Genomic DNA, 18986 nt, shown 5'->3' on the forward strand with positions numbered 1-18986 from the left:
TCTTTTATTCGAGCATGATCTTATCCGAAGACCGGTCTCCATCCGCAGGCTTGGAGCCTGGGGATACGCTTTTCGGGATCTTGCTCTGATGCGCGGAAGTTCGCTTGCCACGCGGTTGTTCCTCTCGGCGACCGCGTGGGTGGTCGTGATCCTGCTGATCACCGGCGTGATCCTGTCATCGGTCTACCGGAACGCGACCGAGCGCGCCTTCGACCGCCGCCTCAACCTCTACCTCCGCACCCTGATCGCCGAAGTCGCAACGCCGGACGAGCCGCCTGAGCAACAGTTCCAGTCGCTCGGCGAACCGCTGTTCGAGCTGCCCTTGTCCGGCTGGTACTGGCAGATCGTCCGGACCGACGAGAAGGCCGAAACGAAGGCCTCGCGTTCGCTATGGGACAAGAAGCTGCCGAAGCTCGAGGATATCGGAGCGGAGCTGACCCCGGCCGGTATCCGTCTCGGTTACGTCAACGGTCCGGAGGGCCAGGATCTGAGGGTGGTCGAGCGGCCGGTCGACCTCGGCGCCGACGGCAAGTTTCTGGTCAGCGTGGCCGGCGACGCATCCGAGATTTTCGACGAGATCCGCGCCTTCGATTACTACCTCGGCGGCACCTTCGCCGCGCTCGGGATCGTGCTGCTCCTGACCACGATCTTCCAGGTCCGCTTCGGGCTGGCGCCGCTCAAGCGCATCTCGGAATCGATCGCCGACATCCGCTCCGGACGCGCCGAACGGCTCGAGGGCCAATTTCCGGTCGAGATCGCCCCGCTGGCGCGCGAGACCAACGCGCTGATCGACGCCAACCGCGAGATCGTCGAGCGCGCCCGTACCCATGTCGGCAACCTTGCCCATGCCATCAAGACGCCGCTGTCCGTGATCGTCAACGAGGCCTCCGCCCACACGGTGGATCCCTTTGCGAGCAAGGTCTTGGAGCAGGCTTTTGTGATGCGGGATCAGGTCGCACATCACCTTGAGCGCGCCCGTATCGCCGCGCGCGTCACCATCGTCGGCACCGTCACCGAGGTCGCACCCGCCATCGAGGCGCTGCGACGGACCATGGAAAAGATTCATCGGGATCGCGCCGTCACGATCGCGGTCAAGGCGGACCCGCAGGCAAAGTTCCGAGGCGAGCGTCAGGATCTCGAGGAGATGGCCGGCAATCTGGTCGACAATGCCTGCAAATGGGCGTCCTCGCAGGTATCTATCGAGGTGCGGGCGGAATCGCCAGCGGAGCCTGGCACCGGGCCGCGGCTGCGGATCATCGTCGATGACGATGGCCGCGGGTTGTCCGCTGCCGAACGCGCGCAGGTGTCCCGGCGCGGCCAGCGCCTGGACGAATCCAAGCCGGGCTCCGGGCTTGGGCTTTCGATCGTGGTCGATCTTGCCGGCCTCTATGGCGGTAGCCTCGCCCTGGGTGACGCCCCGATCGGCGGGCTGCGGGCAGAGCTGGTTTTGCCGGGGATATGAACGCTCCATCCGGCCAAATATCCGGAGGGCGATAGCCCGGCGCTGCCCGGGGTCGATTTCGTTATTCCTAAACGCCTTCTTAACGCGCACACTTCTAAAATCGGCGGTGGACGCGCTTTGCCGTCCGCGTGACACAAGCATATCCACACCAGGCGAATGAGCCAGACATCTACCGAGCGGCTGAGGGATTATCTCGCCCAGCTCCCGCCTCAATCGCAGGCGCTGCTGATGCGGGAGTTCGAGCGCGCCATCGAGCGCGGGGAAGACCTCGCCGTCGCCAATTTCGTGCTCGAGCAGTTGCGCAAGGTTGTGCGCGGGACCGAGGAAGACGACGAGGCGCGTCCCCGGACCGACGATCCGGCGCGGCTGTTGTACGGTCCGCTCGAGCCATTTCTCGTCGAAGGCAATTTTCCGGTGCGCGCCGGGCAGATCCGACGCGCGTCGCTGCTGCCAGTCTGGCAATGGCTGGGTCGCGACGGCGCGCCCGAGGCCGTGCGCGCGTTCGAAACGACACTCAATGAGATCAGGCTGAGCGGCTCCGCCGCAGGTCTCGAAACCGCGACCCGCAAATTCCAGCTCGCCGCAGCCGAGGCGATTGTCAAAATCGCCACCCCGGTGCCGGGCGAGGACAGGCATCGTGCGCTCTCGCGAATTGGCTCGCCGAATGTCATTGAGGATTTATTGTCGATCGGCGCAGTGCTGCGAGCCCGTGAGGCGATGGAGACGCTCGGTAGCCGGCTTCCCAGCCAGATTCGGGCGCTGACGCCCTCCCAGCTCGAGACGGCGACATCTGCGCTCAACGTGCCCTCGTTGCAGACGCCGCAATTGCTGCCGTTCGCGCTGTCGCTGATTATGCAGCGATTGGCGGCGCCGTGGCAGATCATCCGTCTTGCGGTCAAGATGGCGGCCTCCGACGACGAGATTCGTGTGGCGGCCACGCCCTACGGCATCGCCGTCACGATCGCGCTGCACGATCTCTCGTTCCTTACCGCCTGTCTGCGCACGGACATCAGGCGGGGCCATTTCGATAATGTCGGCGACCAGCTGAAAATCCTGCACGATGGCGTGCGCGGACTGCGCACCGAGCTCGATCTGCGCAACGATTCCGCGTGGGGGCGCCAGCTCACGTCGATCCGAGCCGACATTTCCAATTCGCTGCAGTCGGAGATCGAGAGCGTGCCTGGCCGGGTCCGCCGCATCCTGCGTCAGCGCGCCGACAAGGATATCGCTTCGGCGCCGAAGATCGACGTCGCGGAGGTCGAAGAGATCGCCGCCCTGATCGACTTCGTGGCGGTGTGCCGCACCTACGCCAGCGAACTCGCCATCAACGAGGTCACCCTGCGGACCTATTCCGACCTGCAGCATTACGTCGAGCATTCCACCGAAAGCCTGGTGCAGGCGTTGCGCGGGGGCGATACCAAGGCGCGCGCCTACCGGCAGATGCAGGCCAAGGCGGCAATCCGCTTCTGCGAAATCCTGTTCGGCCATGACTATGCGTCGCTGATGAGCCGGGCGGCCGAAAATGCCGTGACCGGCGAGCGTAAATCGACCAGGGCCGGATAGCGCCGTCTCTCGATCTATCGCATCACGCCTTGCGTGGACCCTTGGCGTCGCGAAGAAATTCGGCGAAAGCCTTCAGCGTCACGTCGGAAACATGATGTTCGATGCCCTCGGCATCAGCCTCCGCGGCTTCCTGCGGAACACCCAGCGCCAGCAAGACGTCGACCACCAGACGGTGACGGGTGCGGACGCGCTTGGCGAGGGTCTCACCCTTCTCGGTCAGGAACACGCCGCGATAGGGGCGGGCCGTGACCAGGTCTTCGCGCTTCAACCGTGCAATGGTGTCGATCGCCGTCGGGTGCGATACGCCCAGCCTGCGCGCGATGTCGGTCGGGCGCGCCTCGCCGGTCGTTCCGAGCAGATCCGAGATCAGTTCGACATAGTCCTCCAGAACCGCGGTCGACCGCGCCGATCGCGCCTTTCCGAAGCGGCGCGCCTGCGTTTGTTCCGCGGGCATCGGCTGCATCGGCTTGGCCCGATTTGTCGAGGGCTTGCGCACCACTGCACCTTCCAGGCGAATCCATCCAGACGAGGCGCGACCATGGCGTGGCGCCGACCACATTGCAAGTTGGCGGCTTGTCGCCGATCTGCAACAGGCGGGGCGCCTGGCATTTGCGAGTCATTCGCAGCATCTTGACAGTGAGGGTCCAACATAAATATGTAGCCTTGCCTACGTTTTTTGCTGTCGCGGCTCTCAAGTGCTGTTGCTGGTGCGCGATCGGTTGGGGAAGAATATGCGCGCAACGCGACTGGCCCTTGTGGGCACATCGGCACTGGCCGTGGCTTGGTTGAGCCACGCCGCGGCGTTCGCGCAAACGGCGGCGCCTGCGCCACCGGCGCCCCAGGCCGCGCCGCCTGCTGAACCATCGGCTCCCGCACCGCCGCCGGCAGCGGGGCAAGCCCCGGCGGAGCCGGCTCCGCCGCAGACTGCGCCTGCCACGGCGGCAGGACCGCAAGCCACGCCAGGTGCGCCGGCGGAAATCGACATGCCGCAAGTCACCGTCGAGGGTCGTCAGCCTAAACCCGCGCGGCGGGCCGCGCGCAGCGAGCCCGGTCGGCGTTCGACGACCGTGGCGGCACCGCTGGCGGGCCCAACGCCCGCGGCCGCGCCGGCGTCGCCCTTCAATCCGCTATTCGCGCCGCTGTCGACGATCGGGAGCAACCAGATTCAGACAGGCAGCAGCAACGGCGGGTTTGGCAGCCTGTTCACCAATATGCCCGGCGCGACTTCGGCGGGGCTTGCCGCGGAATCGTCGCGCCCGGTTTTGCGCGGCCTGACGGACGCAAAGGTCCGCATTCAGGAGAACGGCGTCGGTGCGGTCGATGTGTCCGACATCGCGCAGGACCATGCGGTGCCGATCGACCCTCTCGCCATCCAGAAGGTCGACGTCATTCGCGGACCGGGTGCGCTCCGCTTCGGTTCGCAGGCCGTCGGCGGCGTCGTCGACGTCAACAACAACCGGATTCCGACCGCGGCTCCGCTTGGGGGAGTGGCTGCCGAACTGCGATCGGGTGTGACGAGCGTCAATAGAGGGTGGGAGAGCGGCCTGTTGCTGGATGCCGGCAGCCGCAACGCCGCCGTTCATGCCGACATCTACGGGCGCTCCTCCGGCGATTACAGCGTCCCGAGTTACCCCTATCTGGTCCCGCCAATCCCCGCGCCCGCCTTCAACGGCAAGCAGCCGAATTCAGCTTCGCAGAGTGCGGGCGCGGCCATCGGCGGCTCCTGGCTTTTCGATGGCGGCTACGCCGGCATCGCCGTCTCCCGTTTCACCAGCGACTACCACGTCCCCGGTATTGCGACCGCGGAAGCCCGCCAGCACAACGATCTCGAGCAGACCAAGATCAGCTCCAAGGGCGAGTATCGCCCGGACGCAAGCGCGCTTGCCGCGATCAGGTACTGGACCGGATATTCCGAGTACCGGCACGACGAGACGGTGCTCGCCACCACCGGCTTCCAGGAGATTGCTGCCACCTTCAAGAACCGGCAGACCGAGGGCAAGCTCGAGTTCGAACTTGCGCCGTTCGCCACGCCGATCGGTCCGCTGACCAGCATTTTCGGCGCGCAAGGCGCCTACCAGCAACTGGATACGGCAGGGCAGGCGATCTTGCTCCCGGCCCAGACCAGAACAGCGGCGGCGTACTTCCTCAATGAAGTCAGGCACACGGACACGCTGCGCACGCAATTGGCGGGTCGCATCGAGGGAGTCAATGTCGCGGGAACGGCATTCACTTTCCCGCCGAATTTTCTCCCGCCACCGGATGAGCCGGGCAGGGCCGCCGCCAAGCTCGACTTCATGCCGAAAAGCGTCAGCTTCGGCATCATCAAGGATCTTCCATCTTCGCTCGTCGCCAGTCTGACGTTGCAACGGATCGAACGTGCGCCGCGCCCTCTCGAACTGTTCGCCCAAGGTCCCGACGGTTCGGAGAAGACGTTCAAGATCGGCAACCCGAACCTCGGAATCGAAACCGCGCAGACGGCGGAAATCGGCTTGAAACGCACGGATGGCGATTTCAGGTTTGCCGCAAATGCCTACTACACGTCGTACGACAAATTCATTTTCTCGCGCGCCACCGGCATCTTCTGCCAGGAAACGTTTGCGTCATGCGGCGCCGGCACCGACTACATCCAGGTCAACTACGATCAACGCGACGCGACGTTCCGCGGCGGCGAACTGGCCTGGCAGTGGGACGCCGCACAACTTGCCAACGGCACCCTCGGCATCGACGGCCAATATGACGTGGTGCGGGCGACGTTCACCGACGGCAGCAACGTGCCGCGCATTCCTCCGATGCGCCTCGGCGGCGGCGTCTATTGGCGCAACGACAACTGGTTTGCGCGCATCGGCCTGTTGCACGCGTTTGCGCAGAACGACATTCCGCAATTCGACACGCCGACCGCCGGATATGATTTGGTAAAGGTACAACTCGAGCACCGGAAATTCTGGAAGGATTCGCCGTGGGGCGCGGTTGAGGTCGCGACAGGGGTGGTTGGCGACAATCTGCTCAACGCCAACATTCGCAACTCCGTTCAATTTCACAAGGACGAGATCCTGCTGCCGGGTCGTGGCTTCAAGCTGTTTCTCAACGTCAAATACGGTGTCGACCGGCCGAGCGGACCGCCCGGCACCTGGATCGGCACGGCGGGGCGGCCGGCCGGCAACGGCTACTACAAGAGCCCCGCGCTCGAGGCGGCGGCCCGGAGCTGGGCCGGCATCTATGCCGGCGGCAGTGTCGGATATTTGCGGGGCGAGGGCGTTGCCAACGCAGCGTTCAACGACGTTGCATCCGGTGCGTCGCTTTCCGGCGCCCGCCTGTCATCCACGCACGACACCGCCAGTATTGGCGGACAGACTGGCTATAACTGGACATCAGGCCGGATGCTGGCAGGCATTGAAGGCGATTTTGAATACCGCAATCAGCGCGGAAGCAGCGCCACCGTTTGCCCCGGCAACATCTGCAACCCGGCGCTTGCTCCGCTCGACGCCACCGTGACGGCGAGCCTGGATTACCGTTTGGGGTGGGTGGCCGCGGTTCGCGGGCGCGTTGGAACGCTTGTGACGCCGGATCTGCTTGCCTACGCCACTGCAGGTGTTCCGTTCGGCAAGATAACGACGTCAACGTCCGTTGCAGGCTTCGACAATGCAGGTGTCGCGACCACGGCGTCTCTGGATCGGCACCTGTATCGGTTCGGCTGGGCCCTCGGCGCCGGTTTCGAGACGCGGCTGACAGGCAACTGGACCGCAAAGCTCGAATATCTTCACATGGATTTCGGTTCGGTGCGTTCGACGCCGTCGGTCGCTGCCAACACCGCCGTTGCGTTCGATGCCAACACGCGGGTGACCAGTGATGGGGTCAGGATCGGGGCGAACTACAAGTTCGGCGGCGCGATCGTTGCGGATTAGACTAGCGCCAAACTGAACCTCGCGACCAGACGACCAGGTACCAAGGTCACGCCTCTATTTGACCGTGAAGCGGATTGGCTGCCTCACGACGACGAATTCGCCGGGAAACGTTGCAGGCGGCGCAGGGAAGGGCTGTGCACGCTTGAGGAGCGCGAGCGCTTCCTCGTCAAGAGCACCGGATCCCGAACTTTGAGTTACGCGAGCGCTGACGACCATTCCTTTGCGATCAAGCGTGAACGACACCTGCGCCGTCCCTTGCTCGCGCCGCGACCGCGCGGTTTCCGGATAGCGCTTGTTCTTTTCGACCAAGGCGAGGACCTGGGTTCGCCATGTCACGACGGCCTGCGAATTTTTGTCATTCGGCACACCATGGGTCGGCGCGACGGCGACCGGTGCGATCCGTTCGTTGATCGCAGGCGGTGCTGATGTCGTGGCGGCCGCCGCCTGCTGCTGCGGCGTCACGTCAGGCTGCGGCCTGGTTTGCAGCGCTACGGCGGCGTCCGGATTGGGAGCGGGCGGCAGCTCAGGCGTTTCATCGGGTGGCGTCTCCTCGGGCTTCGCCGCCGGCTGCGCCTCCGACATCACCTGCTCCGGACCGGGCGCAATGTCGGTCGACGTCGTCGCCGGTGCTGCGGCCAACGGTGCCAGGTCGACCACGATCGCGCCCGAAGGTTCGGCAGCCACGGTGTCGTCCACATCGCGCCAGGTGGCGAGCGTGGCGGTCAATCCGGCGTAGACGCACAGCACCGCGAGGCTGCTGAACATCCATCGTCGCAGGTCGGAACGGTCTTCGGCCGCAAGCTGCATCATGGCGATGAGGCTTGCTCCATTCCGACCAGGGCGACCTTGAGGTAGCCGGCGGCCCGCAACATGTTCATGACCTGCATCACCTCGCCATAGGGGACGAGCTTGTCGGCGCGCAGGAAAATGCGTGTGTCCTTCTGGCCGCTGGTGCTCGCATCGAGCGCGGCGGGCAACGCGCCGCGGGCTACCGGCTCGTTCCCGACGGAGAGCGACAGGTTCGGCTTCACCGTCAGATAGACCGGCTTGTCCGGCCGCGGCTGCGGCTGCGCGTTCGACGCCGGAAGATCGACGGCGATATCGACGGTCGCCAGCGGCGCGGCGACCATGAAAATGATGAGCAGAACGAGAATGACGTCGATGAACGGCGTCACGTTGATCTCATGGACTTCGGCGAGGTCGCCATTGCCCTGGTTCAGACTGGCGGCCATGGCTGCTACTCCGCCGCGGCGAGGTACCGCCGCACCAGCATGGTGCCGCTATCGAGGTCGCGGCCAACCAGCCGCGTGATCTCCGCGGATCCGTCCCCGAGCAGCGCCCGGTAGGAGGCGATCTGGCGGGCAAAGAGGTTGTAGATCATGACCGCGGGAATCGCGGCCACCAGCCCGAGCGCCGTCGCCAGCAGCGCCTCGGCGATTCCAGGCGCGACCACGGCGAGGTTGGTGGTTTGCGACTTCGAGATCCCGATAAAGCTGTTCATGATTCCCCAGACCGTTCCGAACAGTCCGACGAAGGGGCCGGTCGATCCGATGGTCGCAAGCACGCCGGTGCCTAGTCCGATGCGTCTGCTTGCCGCCGCCTCGATCTGCTGCAGCCGGGAGGCGACCCGTGCCTTGATCCCCTCCTTGTCCATTCGATCGGTACTCAATCGGAGTTCTGCCACGGCACCCTCGAGCAATTGGGCAACCGCGCCCTCGGGGACCTGCCGCACGGCGTCTTCCACGTTCCGGACGTTGGCGAGCTCGCGCAAGGCATGTCGGGCATTCCGTCGCGCCTTGATCAGCTCGATCGTCTTTGCGAGCCACACCGTCCAGGTGACAGCGGTGGCAAATACCAGACCGACCATCACCGCTTTGACGACGACGTCCGCCTGCATGAACATGCCCCAGGGGCTGAGGTCGCGGGGCAGCATTGCGGCCGCGATCGCTGTCCTTTCCGTTGCGTCCTGGGCGGCGGCCGGAAATGACAGCACCAGCAGCGGAAGCGACAGAAGCGGAACGCCGCCGCGGAGTTTCAGGCCAAATGGAGTTTTGACGGGGTTGGACGGAACAGCGCCACGTCGAAATGCCTTCCAGGATCGCATCGATCTGCCTCTGCACACAATTGATGTCTCAGCCCCATTGTGTAGCATCACCTACGTCTTGCTGCAAACGCTATAGGCCGGGGCACGAGGGGCGCCCGTGCATGCAGGTTCTGCTGCAATTTCCCGTTGATGTATTGCGAGCCGCGATCCGGCGGGGGAAGCCGCGCCGAACTGCGCCAAGGAACTCCGGATCGCTAGCAGCGGTCGGGCCCGTCTCCCGCTTTTTCTGCCGCAATTGTCAATTGCCGGGCTTGCCGCCGGTGGTGTAAAGCGGCGCATCGGCGCTTGCCTGAAAGCGTCGTTCCGCCCGGGAACTTATTGATGACGCTGTGGTTTGTGTTCGCGCTGATGACGGTCGCGGCGATTTTTGCCGTGCTCTGGCCGTTGAGCCGCAGCTCTTCTGCGCAAGCCGGCGGCAGCGAAGCTGTGGTCTACAAGGATCAGCTTGCAGAAATCGATCGCGACGTTGCTACCGGGCTGATCGGCCCGTCCGAAGCCGAGGCGGCGCGTGTCGAAATCGGCCGCCGCCTGCTCGCCGCCGCGGACGGCGAACGCGACCTGCCGGCGCGCGCCAACCTTGGCCTGCGCCGTGCCTCGGCCGTCGTGGCGCTGGTAGGGTTGCCGATCGCGGCAGTGATGTTCTACCTCGCCGTCGGATCGCCGCGCCTCGGCGATTTCCCGCTGGCCTCGCGCACCCGCACGGCGGACGCCAGCCAGCCGCTCGAAAACATGGTGGCGCAGGTCGAAGCGCATCTGGAAAAGAATCCGGCCGACGGCCGCGGCTGGACCGTGCTGGCACCGGTGCTGGCGCGACTCGGCCGTTACAATGATGCGGTCCGGGCCTATCGCAACGCGATCCAACATGCCGGCGACAGCGCCGACCGCCGCTCCGATCTCGGTGAAGCGCTGGTTGGCAGCGCGGGGGGCGTCGTCACGGCGGAGGCCAAGGCCGAATTCGAGCGCGCGGTCGCGCAAAACGCCGACGAGCCCAAGGCCAGCTATTTCCTCGGGCTCGCCGCCGAACAGGACGGCCGGCAGGCCGACGCCGCCGCGATCTGGCGCGCGATGCTGTCAAAAGCGCCGGCCGATGCGCCGTGGCGGCCGCTGGTCGAGGCGGCGCTGACCCGGGTCGGCGCCCCCGTCGCGCCGGCGCTCTCCAATGAAGCGATGGCCGCGGCCAGGGACATGAACGAGGCCGACCGCGGCGCGATGGTCCGCGGCATGGTCGATCGGCTGGCGACCCGGCTGAAGCAGAATGGCGACGACGTCGAGGGATGGTTACGGCTTCTGCGCGCCTATATGGTGATGGGCGAGCGCGGCAAGGCGCTGAGCGCGCTTTCCGATGCCCGACAGGCGGTGGCGAACGACGCCGAACGCTTGCGCCAGCTCAATGAGGGCGTGAAAAATCTCGGGCTTGATGGGTGAGGCATGATGCCGGAACCCAACAGCGAAGACAGAGGATATTCATGACGCGCAAGCAGCGGCGTTTGACCATGATTGGCGGCTCCCTCGCAGTACTTGCGGTCGCGGCGGTGCTGGTGCTGAACGCGATGCGCGATTCCATCGTGTTCTTTTCCACGCCGACCATGGCGGCGGAGAAGCAGATCCCGCCCGGCAAGCGGTTCCGCCTCGGCGGCCTGGTGCAGCCGGGTTCGCTGGTGCGCGGCGACAATCTTGCGGTGAACTTCAGCATCGCCGACGGCAGCGCCACGCTGCCCGTTGCCTACAAGGGACTGTTGCCGGACCTGTTCCGCGAAGGGCAGGGCGTCGTCGCCGAGGGCGCGCTCGACGCGTCAGGCGTGTTCAAGGCCGATACCGTGCTGGCCAAGCATGACGAAACCTATATGCCCAAGGACGTCGCCGACGCCCTGAAGAAGCAGGGGCACTGGAAGGACGACTACGGTGCAAAGCCCGGCGCCACGGCCGCATCTGCGCCGGTGCAGGGGACCGTGAAGTGATCGCGGAAGCCGGACATTACGCGCTGGTGCTGGCGCTCGCACTTGCGCTGATCCAGTCCACAGTTCCGATGCTGGGCGCGCGCTGGGGCGATCCTGCGCTGATGAATGTCGCTCGCTCCGCGGCGCTGGCGCAATTGCTGTTCGTGGCGGCCTCGTTCACGGCGCTGGTGATGCTGCACGTCGCCTCGGATTTCTCCGTCGTCAACGTGTTCGAGAATTCGCACTCGATGAAGCCGCTGCTCTACAAGATCACCGGCGTCTGGGGCAATCACGAAGGATCGATGCTGTTGTGGGTGTCGATCCTGGCGCTGTTCGGCGGCCTGGTTGCCGCCTTCGGCAATAATCTGCCGCTGTCGCTGCGCGCGCACGTGCTGGCGGTGCAGGGCTGGATCGCGGCTGCGTTCTATCTGTTCATCCTGGTCACCTCGAATCCATTCCTGCGTATCGCGAGCCCGCCGATCGAGGGCCGCGACCTCAATCCGGTGCTGCAGGACATTGGGCTGGCCGTGCATCCGCCGATGCTCTATCTCGGCTATGTCGGCTTTTCGATCTCGTTCTCGTTCGCGATCGCCGCCTTGATCGAAGGCCGGATCGACGCGGCCTGGGCGCGCTGGGTGCGGCCGTGGACGCTTGTGGCGTGGATATTCCTCACGCTCGGCATCGCGATGGGGTCCTACTGGGCCTATTATGAACTGGGCTGGGGCGGCTGGTGGTTCTGGGATCCGGTCGAGAACGCCTCGCTGATGCCCTGGCTCGCCGGCACCGCGCTGTTGCATTCGGCCGTCGTGATGGAAAAGCGCAACGCTCTGAAGGTCTGGACGATCCTGCTGTCGATCCTGACGTTTTCGCTGTCGCTGCTTGGCACCTTCCTGGTGCGCTCGGGCGTGCTCACTTCAGTGCATGCGTTCGCGACCGATCCCTCGCGCGGCGTGTTCATCCTGTTGATCCTCTGCCTCTTCATCGGCGGCAGTCTTTCGCTGTACGCTTGGCGCGCCTCGGCGCTGAAGCAGGGCGGGCTTTTCGCGCCGATCTCGCGCGAGGGCGCGCTGGTGCTGAACAATCTCTTTCTCACCTCCGCCTGCGCCACCGTGTTCATCGGAACGCTGTATCCGCTGGCGCTGGAGGTTCTGACCGGCGACAAGATTTCGGTCGGCGCGCCATTCTTCAACCTGACCTTTGGGCCGCTGTTCGTGCCGCTCCTGGCCGCGATGCCGTTCGGGCCGCTGTTGGCATGGAAGCGCGGCGACCTGCTTGGCGCGGCGCAACGGCTGACCGCGGCCGGCATCGCGGCGCTGGTCGCGATTGCGGTGTTGTTTGCATGGGTCCATGGCGGAGCCACGCTCGCTCCGCTGGCGATCGGGCTTGCCGTGTTCGTGATTGGCGGCGCCTTGAGCGATCTTGCCGAACGGATCGGATTGTTCCGCGTTCCCGTTGCGACCGCGATGGCTCGCGCACGCGGGCTACCGCGCGCAACCTGGGGCACGGCATTCGCCCATGCCGGCGTCGGGGTCGCCCTGATCGGGATCGTCTGCGAGACCACCTGGAACACTGAATATATCGGCTCGATGAAGCCGGACGAAACTGCCAAGGTCGCTGGCTACCAGTTGAAGCTCGACGGCGTCACACAGCGGCAGGGCCCGAATTTCCGCGAGATGATCGCGCAGTTCACGGTCTCTCTCGACGGCGAGACGCTGCGCGCCATGACGCCCTCGAAGCGCAACTTCACCACGCGCGGCTCGTCGACCACCGAGGCCGCGTTGCTGACCCGCGGCGCCAGCCAGCTCTACATTTCGCTCGGCGAGACCAATGCGGACGGCGCGATCGCGGTGCGCATCTATCACAAGCCGCTGGTGCTGCTGATCTGGTGGGGACCTGTCCTGATGGCGTTCGGCGGCCTGCTGTCGCTCTCGGACCGACGCTTGCGCGTCGGCGCGCCGAGGCCTGCCAAGGCCGCCCGCGCGCTGCAGCCGGCGGAGTAGGGCGTTGAAGAAGCTCCTTGCATGGGTGTTTGTCGCTGCCGCGATTTCCTGCGCGCCGGCGGCTTACGCCGTGCAGCCCGACGAGATCATGGCGGATCCGGCGAAGGAAGCCCGCGCCCGCGACCTGTCGCGCGAGCTGCGCTGCATGGTGTGCCAGAACCAGTCGATCGACGATTCCGACGCGCCGCTGGCGCGCGACCTGCGGCTATTGGTACGCGAGCGGATCGCGTCCGGCGACAGCGACAGCCAGGTGATCGACTTTCTGGTGGCGCGCTATGGCGAGTTCGTGCTGCTGAAGCCGCGCTTCACGCCGCATACGCTGGTGCTGTGGCTGCTGCCGCCGCTGGCATTGGCCGGCGGCGGGCTGGCCCTCTGGTTCTACAGCCGCCGCCGCTCGAACGCCCCCAGCGCGACCGATCCCTCATTATTGCATTTGACTGAGGAGGAAGAGGCGAGGCTGGAGCGCTTGCTCGCAGCCGATGCGCCGGACAAGAAGCTTTAAGCCCGCCATTGCAAGCGGGCAGGTTTTAGCTATGACTCCCTGTCAAATAAGCATAACCCAGGGGAAACCAGCATGGCCTTCTCACTCTACGACGCCAGCGTGGCGAACTATCTGCAGACCCTTGGCGCGGTCAGCGGCTTCCTTGAGCGCGGCCTCGTTCATTTCCGCGACAAGAACATCGATCCGGAATCCATGGTCGAAGCGCGGCTTGCGCCCGACATGCTGCCGCTGCGCTTCCAGATCATTTCCGTCGCGCAGCATTCGCGCGGGGCCATCGAGGGCGTGCAAAGCGGCGAGTTTCGTCCGCCCTCCTCCAAGACGCCGTATGATTATGCGGGATTGCAAGGGTTGGTCGCGCAAACCCGCGAGGCCCTGGAAGGCTGGACTCCGGAGGCTGTCAATGCGCTCGGCGGCCGCGACGTCGTCTTTCATCTCGGCGATCACAAGCTGCCCTTCACCGCCGAGGGTTTTCTGATGTCGTTCTCGCTGCCCAATTTCTATTTCCACGCCACCACCGCCTACGACATCCTGCGCACCAACGGCGTGCCGCTCGGCAAGCGGGATTTCATGGGGCGGCTGAAGATGAAGAAGAGCTGAGCGCGATCCAAGGAAGGGCGGGGCATAGCGCCGCTTTCCATATCCTGTCCCGACCCCGCGGTGCATCGCGGAGCACAGATTGTGATGATGTTGTGTGGCGGCGATAAGCGCACGCAACAGCAGGACATCAAACGGGCTCAGAAAACCGGCGGAGACATTGCGATGCTCAAGACGACACGATTTGATGCCGCATTTGCGGCTGGATCGCACAGCAGGCTCGGGCATCATAACACTGCGGCCAAGCAGTAGTGCCCATGATCGACTGGGGCGCCCCGTCCGGCCAGGCTTTTTCCGCCCTCTAAAAGCGGCTTTTCAGCCCGCGCTAAGCCATTGATCAGCCTGCGCTATTCTGCCGCATCCATAAGGCCGCGCATTACAAAAGTTTAATTCCCTAGCCAGCGCGCGGTAAGGCGGCAAACCCCATCTTGGGGCTTGTCAGGTGCCCAGCCCCCGCACCGTCTAGTTCAGGTTCTCTGGAGATTTTAGAAACATGACAGAACGTCCCGTCGATCTTTCCTCGCTACCGTCATACGGCGCAGCCCGCCGTTCGCTGTTCTCCGCCCGCAAATTCGCGCTGATGGCGTCCGTCGTCGCCGGCCTCGGCGCCGCCGTGTATGGCTTCTCGCCGCAGCAGGGTCCGGCCGATGTCTTCACCAGCGCGGCGCATGCGCAGGTCAATACCGAGGTCCGCAAAGTCGAGCGGCCGATCGGTTTTGCCGACATTGTCGAGCGCGTGAAGCCGTCGGTGATTTCGGTCAAGATCAACATCGCCGACAAGAGATCCAAGGACGACAGCGCCAACAAGGACGAGGACTCGCCGTTCCCGCCGGGCTCGCCGATGGAGCGCTTCTTCCGCCGCTTCGGCGGTCCGGATGGCTTGCCGCCCGGCCTGCGCGGCGGGCCGCGTGGCGGCCGTGGCCCCGTCACGGGCCAGGGTTCCGGCTTCTTCATCTCGCCTGATGGCTATGCCGTGACCAACAACCACGTGGTCGACGGCGCCGACAAGGTCGAAGTCACCATGGAAGACGGCAAGGCCTACACCGCGAAGGTGATCGGTACCGATCAGCGCACGGATCTGGCGCTGATCAAGGTCGAGGGCCGCACCGACTTCCCGTTCGCCAAGCTGTCCGATAGCAAGCCGCGGATCGGCGATTGGGTGCTGGCGGTCGGGAACCCGTTCGGCCTCGGCGGCACCGTGACCGCCGGCATCGTCTCGGCCTCCGGCCGCGACATTGGCAACGGTCCGTATGATGATTTCATCCAGATCGACGCGCCCGTAAACAAGGGTAATTCCGGCGGGCCGGCGTTCGACACCAACGGCGAAGTCATGGGCGTCAACACCGCGATCTATTCGCCGTCCGGCGGCAGCGTCGGCATCGCGTTCTCGATCCCTGCCTCGACGGTGAAGTCGGTAGTTGCCCAGCTCAAGGACAAGGGCACTGTTAGCCGCGGCTGGATCGGCGTCCAGATCCAGCCGGTGACCTCCGATATCGCCGACAGTCTCGGCATGAAGAAGGCCGAAGGCGCGCTGGTGGCGGAGCCGCAGCAGAATAGTCCGGCGGCCAAGGCCGGCATCCAGTCCGGTGACGTCATCACTGCGGTCAACGGCGAGCCGGTCAAGGATGCCAGGGAACTCGCCCGCACCATCGGCGGTCTCGCACCCGGCACCGCGGTGAAGCTCAACGTGCTGCAAAAGGGCCAGGACAAGGTCGTCAACCTCACGCTCGGCCAGTTGCCGAACACGGTCGAGGCCAAGGCCGATACCGATAGGGAAGACCGGGGCGGTGCCAGCAAGGGAACTGGCGTGCCGAAGCTCGGCCTGACGGTGGCCCCCGCCAACAGCGTGGCCGGCGCCGGCAGGGAAGGCGTCGTGGTTACCGAGGTTGACCCGAAGAGCGCAGCGGCCGAGCGCGGCTTCAAGGAAGGCGACGTCATTCTCGAAGTCGCGGGCAAGAGCGTTGCGACGGCCGGCGAGGTGCGCGAGGCGATCGACGCCGCGCGGACCGAGAGCAAGAACAGTGTTCTCATGCGCGTGAAGAGCGGCGGTTCGTCGCGCTTCGTCGCGGTGCCGCTGGCGAAGGGCTAAACGAGGACTAGATACAAGATGGAGGGTTACGCCGGCATTCGTCGCCCCCGCCGACGTCTCCTTCCGGGGAGCGGGTCCAAAACTCGCTCCCTCGGGCAACCTTCCTTCGGAATACGCCCCCCTCCGTCGGAAGGGCCTAAGGGCGGTGAGGTCCCCCAGCCTCATCGCCCGCTTTTTTCACTTGATCGCGAGTATGGCCGGTCGCCTTGCATGTGCAGGGCGGCCGCGCCATGGTGAGAGAAAGCCATTCCCGTGACCGCAACTGCCCCGCAAATGCGCCTCTTGATCATCGAAGACGACCGCGAGTCCGCCGACTATCTGGTCAAGGCGTTCCGTGAAGTCGGCCATGTCGCCGATCTCGCCAGCGATGGCGAGGAAGGCCTGTCGATGGCCGAAGGCGGCGATTACGACGTGCTGGTGGTGGATCGCATGCTTCCCAAGCGCGACGGCTTGTCCGTCATCGGCAGCTTGCGCGAGAAGGGCAATCGTACGCCCGTTCTGATCCTCTCCGCACTTGGCCAGGTCGACGACCGTATCAAGGGCCTGCGCGCCGGCGGTGACGACTATCTGCCAAAGCCCTATTCATTTGCCGAATTGCAGGCCCGCGTCGAAGTGCTGTCGCGCCGCAATGTCGGCCCGGCCGAGGAGACCACCTACCGCGTCGGCGATCTCGAGCTCGATCGTCTTTCTCATCGTGTCGCCCGCGGCAAGGACGAACTGACGCTGCAGCCGCGCGAATTTCGCCTGCTCGAATATCTGATGAAGCATGCCGGTCAGGTGGTAACCCGCACCATGCTTCTGGAAAACGTCTGGGATTATCATTTCGATCCGCAGACCAATGTCATCGACGTGCATATTTCGCGGCTGCGCTCCAAGATCGACAAGGGCTTTGATCGGCCCTTGCTGCACACGATCCGCGGCGCTGGATACATGATCCGTGACGGGATACGTTGAAACCCTATAAAAATAGAGCTGTCGTGATTTGCCCCTCCGATCGCTTACCGATTTATTACCAATTTTCGCGCGCGTTTAGGTCGTTGATCAACAATGCAACCCGTCACTTTGTCCGTGACGCAATCGAAGAAGTCCCCATATTAAAGGGCTTTCTTCATTTGCTTGGTGTAGCCTCGCCCTCCCGGCGCGCTGTACGGCCTTCCTACGGCCTTGCCCCTGACGCCTGAGGCTTAAGCGGACCTCACGCTGTTGCTGCGTCAGCGCATTCGCATAGTCGCACCGGTCCAGCTCGGCTGAGAGGGCGCGGATCACCGCTTCCTTGTTCAATCAAATCGAAAACGCGAACGTATCCGAGACCTCGCACTCGCGCTGCCGGTGACCGCTGCCCCCTTGTCAGCGGTCATCGCGACCAGCGGAATGTGCACCGTGTGCTGCGGCCATGCGACACTGCCAAAGTGCTCCACAAGCCCCATCGATGGACGGCTGGGCTCAATAAAGGGCTGAACGTGATCGAGTTCATGCCCGCCTTCGTTGAAGCAGTGCTGCTCGGAAAGCGACCCACTTGCCCAAGGCCAAAATGATCGACAGGGACTTGCTACAAGACGGCAATGGCGGGATGGGGCGCTAAGGAATAAGGCGGCGCATCGCCGCTCCTAGTTGGTAAAAAGCGGCAATCCAAAGCCAGCTTGAACATGACATAGAACCAGTCGGCCAGTTCAAGCGGCCAACCCAAAGGTCGCGCTTTACAAGATGTTCGTCTTCGATGTCGAAGAACGGTAACTTCGCCAACGCGCCAGTACGTTATTCGGAAGACGTTAAGCGGGGCTTACTTCAATCGCCTTGCGGGCGTCTGGCAGCGTTTTGAGCCATACTCTCAAATCGTCCGGCAGGATGATCGTACGCCTCCCGTGCTTCTTGGCCTTGAGATCACCGCTGCTGATCGCCTCGCGAATGGAGGTCAGCCCGATCCCGGTGAGGGCGCTTGCCTCCTCTGGTGACACCGACAGCCGTTCCGAGAGCGGTACCTTTCCCTTCTGCCCGAACTCGTTCATCACTTAAGCCCCTTATCGTTTTGCGGCCACAACGGCGTGGCTAGTCGCGTCGCCCGTCCTCGACCTGCGATTCCGGCACAGGCGACAACCTCACGCTCCTCCTTTGCGTAGCTTGGTGCAGTGGCCGTTAAAGAGCGCATCGGAAAACGTGATCATCGCCCGCATCATGCAATTGGCCGTGCCGAAGGAAAATGGTTGTCAAAAATGCGTGGTACAATTGGATACCAAAGCGAATGAAAGAAAAGGTTCTCGTTTTCCCAATTTCTTCGCCCCTATCGGCCGCATCTGGAGAGAGGCACGTTAAGCCCTTCCTACGCAGCTGATCTAGGTCGCCGCTTAGCAAGCAATCGTCTGCGTTCTTCGTGGGTGATCTAACAAACATCGCCGGCCCCGCGGTGAAGTTAGGATTTGGTCTTACATCGGTCAGATTACTTCAAGTTGTAATCTCGGCCCACCAGGAATTGCCGGAACAATTTGATAGATCGGGCAAATCGTCGGCAAACTGACATCATGAGAGAGTTCACGCATCGGACCAGCATGCATATAGAGTCAACTGATGGAGAGTTGCGCCTCAATGCGGCTGTGTTACTACGCCCACTCTCGAATCGAGGAGCTAGAAGTGGCGAAGAAGGCAAAGAAGACGGCTACGAAGAAGAAACCCGTGCGTCGCGAATACACAAAGGCTGACGTGAAGGAGCTACGCGCTCATTCGAAAGCGAAGACTCCGGTTGCAAAAATTGCGAAGCTCACAAAACGCTCCGAAGGCTCACTCCGCCAAAAGGCGCTCAAGCTTGGAATCCGGCTCGGTCACCAGCGCTAGAAGGCGG

16 protein-coding genes are annotated in these 18986 nt (G+C 64.1%); 11 read left to right on the forward strand and 5 right to left on the reverse strand.

The window, feature by feature from the left end; all coding sequences use genetic code 11:
- Positions 1-88 precede the first annotated feature (88 nt).
- Both LMTR13_RS11870 and LMTR13_RS11875 read left to right on the forward strand, forming a co-directional pair.
- Positions 89-1462: a sensor histidine kinase gene (locus tag LMTR13_RS11870; protein WP_065728041.1), complete on the forward strand. Its 1374-nt coding sequence runs from the start codon at positions 89-91 to the stop codon at positions 1460-1462.
- 156 nt (positions 1463-1618) lie between these two features.
- Positions 1619-3025 carry a hypothetical protein gene (locus LMTR13_RS11875; RefSeq protein ID WP_065728042.1) on the forward strand — a complete coding sequence of 469 codons (1407 nt, stop codon included), beginning with the start codon at positions 1619-1621 and terminating at the stop codon, positions 3023-3025.
- Positions 3026-3047: 22 nt separating this feature from the next.
- Here the strand turns inward: LMTR13_RS11875 and mntR are convergent, their stop codons facing one another.
- Positions 3048-3479 carry a manganese-binding transcriptional regulator MntR gene (gene mntR, locus LMTR13_RS11880; RefSeq protein ID WP_236843355.1) on the reverse strand — a complete coding sequence of 144 codons (432 nt, stop codon included), beginning with the start codon at positions 3477-3479 and terminating at the stop codon, positions 3048-3050.
- Between the two features lie 529 nt (positions 3480-4008).
- On the opposite strand from mntR, the gene LMTR13_RS11885 reads away from it, so the two are divergent.
- Positions 4009-6927: a TonB-dependent receptor domain-containing protein gene (locus LMTR13_RS11885; protein WP_156795578.1), complete on the forward strand. Its 2919-nt coding sequence runs from the start codon at positions 4009-4011 to the stop codon at positions 6925-6927.
- A gap of 54 nt (positions 6928-6981) precedes the next feature.
- Here the strand turns inward: LMTR13_RS11885 and LMTR13_RS11890 are convergent, their stop codons facing one another.
- From LMTR13_RS11890 to exbB, 3 genes are read right to left on the reverse strand one after another with little or no spacing between them, the layout of a single operon-like run.
- Complete coding sequence (locus LMTR13_RS11890) at positions 6982-7737, reverse strand: energy transducer TonB (RefSeq protein WP_065728044.1); 756 nt, start codon at positions 7735-7737, stop codon at positions 6982-6984.
- On the reverse strand, positions 7734-8159 hold the full coding sequence (gene exbD / locus LMTR13_RS11895; protein ID WP_065728045.1) for a TonB system transport protein ExbD: 426 nt from the start codon (positions 8157-8159) through the stop codon (positions 7734-7736). The genes LMTR13_RS11890 and exbD overlap by 4 nt, the downstream gene beginning before the upstream one ends.
- 5 nt (positions 8160-8164) lie before the next feature.
- On the reverse strand, positions 8165-9031 hold the full coding sequence (gene exbB, locus LMTR13_RS11900) for a tonB-system energizer ExbB (protein WP_236843356.1): 867 nt from the start codon (positions 9029-9031) through the stop codon (positions 8165-8167).
- A 321-nt stretch (positions 9032-9352) separates the two neighbouring features.
- On the opposite strand from exbB, the gene ccmI reads away from it, so the two are divergent.
- The 7 genes from ccmI to LMTR13_RS11935 all read left to right on the forward strand — a co-directional run bounded on the left by ccmI (position 9353) and on the right by LMTR13_RS11935 (position 17107).
- Positions 9353-10456: a c-type cytochrome biogenesis protein CcmI gene (gene ccmI, locus LMTR13_RS11905; RefSeq protein ID WP_065728046.1), complete on the forward strand. Its 1104-nt coding sequence runs from the start codon at positions 9353-9355 to the stop codon at positions 10454-10456.
- A gap of 41 nt (positions 10457-10497) precedes the next feature.
- A complete protein-coding gene (gene ccmE / locus LMTR13_RS11910) occupies positions 10498-10989 on the forward strand; it encodes a cytochrome c maturation protein CcmE (protein WP_065728047.1) in 492 nt (163 codons plus the stop codon).
- Positions 10986-12968, forward strand: a complete 1983-nt coding sequence (locus LMTR13_RS11915; protein ID WP_065728048.1) for a heme lyase CcmF/NrfE family subunit — start codon at positions 10986-10988, stop codon at positions 12966-12968. The genes ccmE and LMTR13_RS11915 overlap by 4 nt, the downstream gene beginning before the upstream one ends.
- A gap of 4 nt (positions 12969-12972) precedes the next feature.
- Entirely contained in the window at positions 12973-13470 is a 498-nt protein-coding gene (locus tag LMTR13_RS11920; protein ID WP_065728049.1) for a cytochrome c-type biogenesis protein, read from the forward strand.
- 72 nt (positions 13471-13542) lie between these two features.
- The gene (locus LMTR13_RS11925) at positions 13543-14067 is read left to right on the forward strand and encodes a DUF1993 domain-containing protein (RefSeq protein WP_065728050.1); all 525 of its coding nucleotides are present in this window, start codon (positions 13543-13545) and stop codon (positions 14065-14067) included.
- A 490-nt stretch (positions 14068-14557) separates the two neighbouring features.
- The gene (locus tag LMTR13_RS11930; RefSeq protein ID WP_065728051.1) at positions 14558-16153 is read left to right on the forward strand and encodes a Do family serine endopeptidase; all 1596 of its coding nucleotides are present in this window, start codon (positions 14558-14560) and stop codon (positions 16151-16153) included.
- 273 nt (positions 16154-16426) lie between these two features.
- Positions 16427-17107, forward strand: a complete 681-nt coding sequence (locus tag LMTR13_RS11935) for a response regulator transcription factor (RefSeq protein WP_065728052.1) — start codon at positions 16427-16429, stop codon at positions 17105-17107.
- Positions 17108-17922: 815 nt separating this feature from the next.
- Here the strand turns inward: LMTR13_RS11935 and LMTR13_RS11940 are convergent.
- Positions 17923-18159 carry a helix-turn-helix domain-containing protein gene (locus LMTR13_RS11940; protein WP_065728053.1) on the reverse strand — a complete coding sequence of 79 codons (237 nt, stop codon included), beginning with the start codon at positions 18157-18159 and terminating at the stop codon, positions 17923-17925.
- Positions 18160-18733: 574 nt separating this feature from the next.
- Between LMTR13_RS11940 and LMTR13_RS11945 the strand changes: the two genes are divergently transcribed.
- On the forward strand, positions 18734-18979 hold the full coding sequence (locus tag LMTR13_RS11945) for a hypothetical protein (protein WP_418219769.1): 246 nt from the start codon (positions 18734-18736) through the stop codon (positions 18977-18979).
- Positions 18980-18986: the final 7 nt, after the last annotated feature.

Source organism: Bradyrhizobium icense, from assembly GCF_001693385.1.
Taxonomy (GTDB): domain Bacteria; phylum Pseudomonadota; class Alphaproteobacteria; order Rhizobiales; family Xanthobacteraceae; genus Bradyrhizobium; species Bradyrhizobium icense.

Coding starts and splice junctions, on each gene's coding strand:
- LMTR13_RS11870 (WP_065728041.1), top strand. CDS start 89: ATGCGCGGAAGTTCGCTTGCCACGCGGTTGTTCCTCTCGGCGACCGCG.
- LMTR13_RS11875 (WP_065728042.1), top strand. CDS start 1,619: ATGAGCCAGACATCTACCGAGCGGCTGAGGGATTATCTCGCCCAGCTC.
- mntR (WP_236843355.1), bottom strand. CDS start 3,479: ATGCCCGCGGAACAAACGCAGGCGCGCCGCTTCGGAAAGGCGCGATCG.
- LMTR13_RS11885 (WP_156795578.1), top strand. CDS start 4,009: ATGCCGCAAGTCACCGTCGAGGGTCGTCAGCCTAAACCCGCGCGGCGG.
- LMTR13_RS11890 (WP_065728044.1), bottom strand. CDS start 7,737: ATGATGCAGCTTGCGGCCGAAGACCGTTCCGACCTGCGACGATGGATG.
- exbD (WP_065728045.1), bottom strand. CDS start 8,159: ATGGCCGCCAGTCTGAACCAGGGCAATGGCGACCTCGCCGAAGTCCAT.
- exbB (WP_236843356.1), bottom strand. CDS start 9,031: ATGCGATCCTGGAAGGCATTTCGACGTGGCGCTGTTCCGTCCAACCCC.
- ccmI (WP_065728046.1), top strand. CDS start 9,353: ATGACGCTGTGGTTTGTGTTCGCGCTGATGACGGTCGCGGCGATTTTT.
- ccmE (WP_065728047.1), top strand. CDS start 10,498: ATGACGCGCAAGCAGCGGCGTTTGACCATGATTGGCGGCTCCCTCGCA.
- LMTR13_RS11925 (WP_065728050.1), top strand. CDS start 13,543: ATGGCCTTCTCACTCTACGACGCCAGCGTGGCGAACTATCTGCAGACC.
- LMTR13_RS11930 (WP_065728051.1), top strand. CDS start 14,558: ATGACAGAACGTCCCGTCGATCTTTCCTCGCTACCGTCATACGGCGCA.
- LMTR13_RS11935 (WP_065728052.1), top strand. CDS start 16,427: ATGCGCCTCTTGATCATCGAAGACGACCGCGAGTCCGCCGACTATCTG.
- LMTR13_RS11940 (WP_065728053.1), bottom strand. CDS start 18,159: ATGAACGAGTTCGGGCAGAAGGGAAAGGTACCGCTCTCGGAACGGCTG.
- LMTR13_RS11945 (WP_418219769.1), top strand. CDS start 18,734: ATGCGGCTGTGTTACTACGCCCACTCTCGAATCGAGGAGCTAGAAGTG.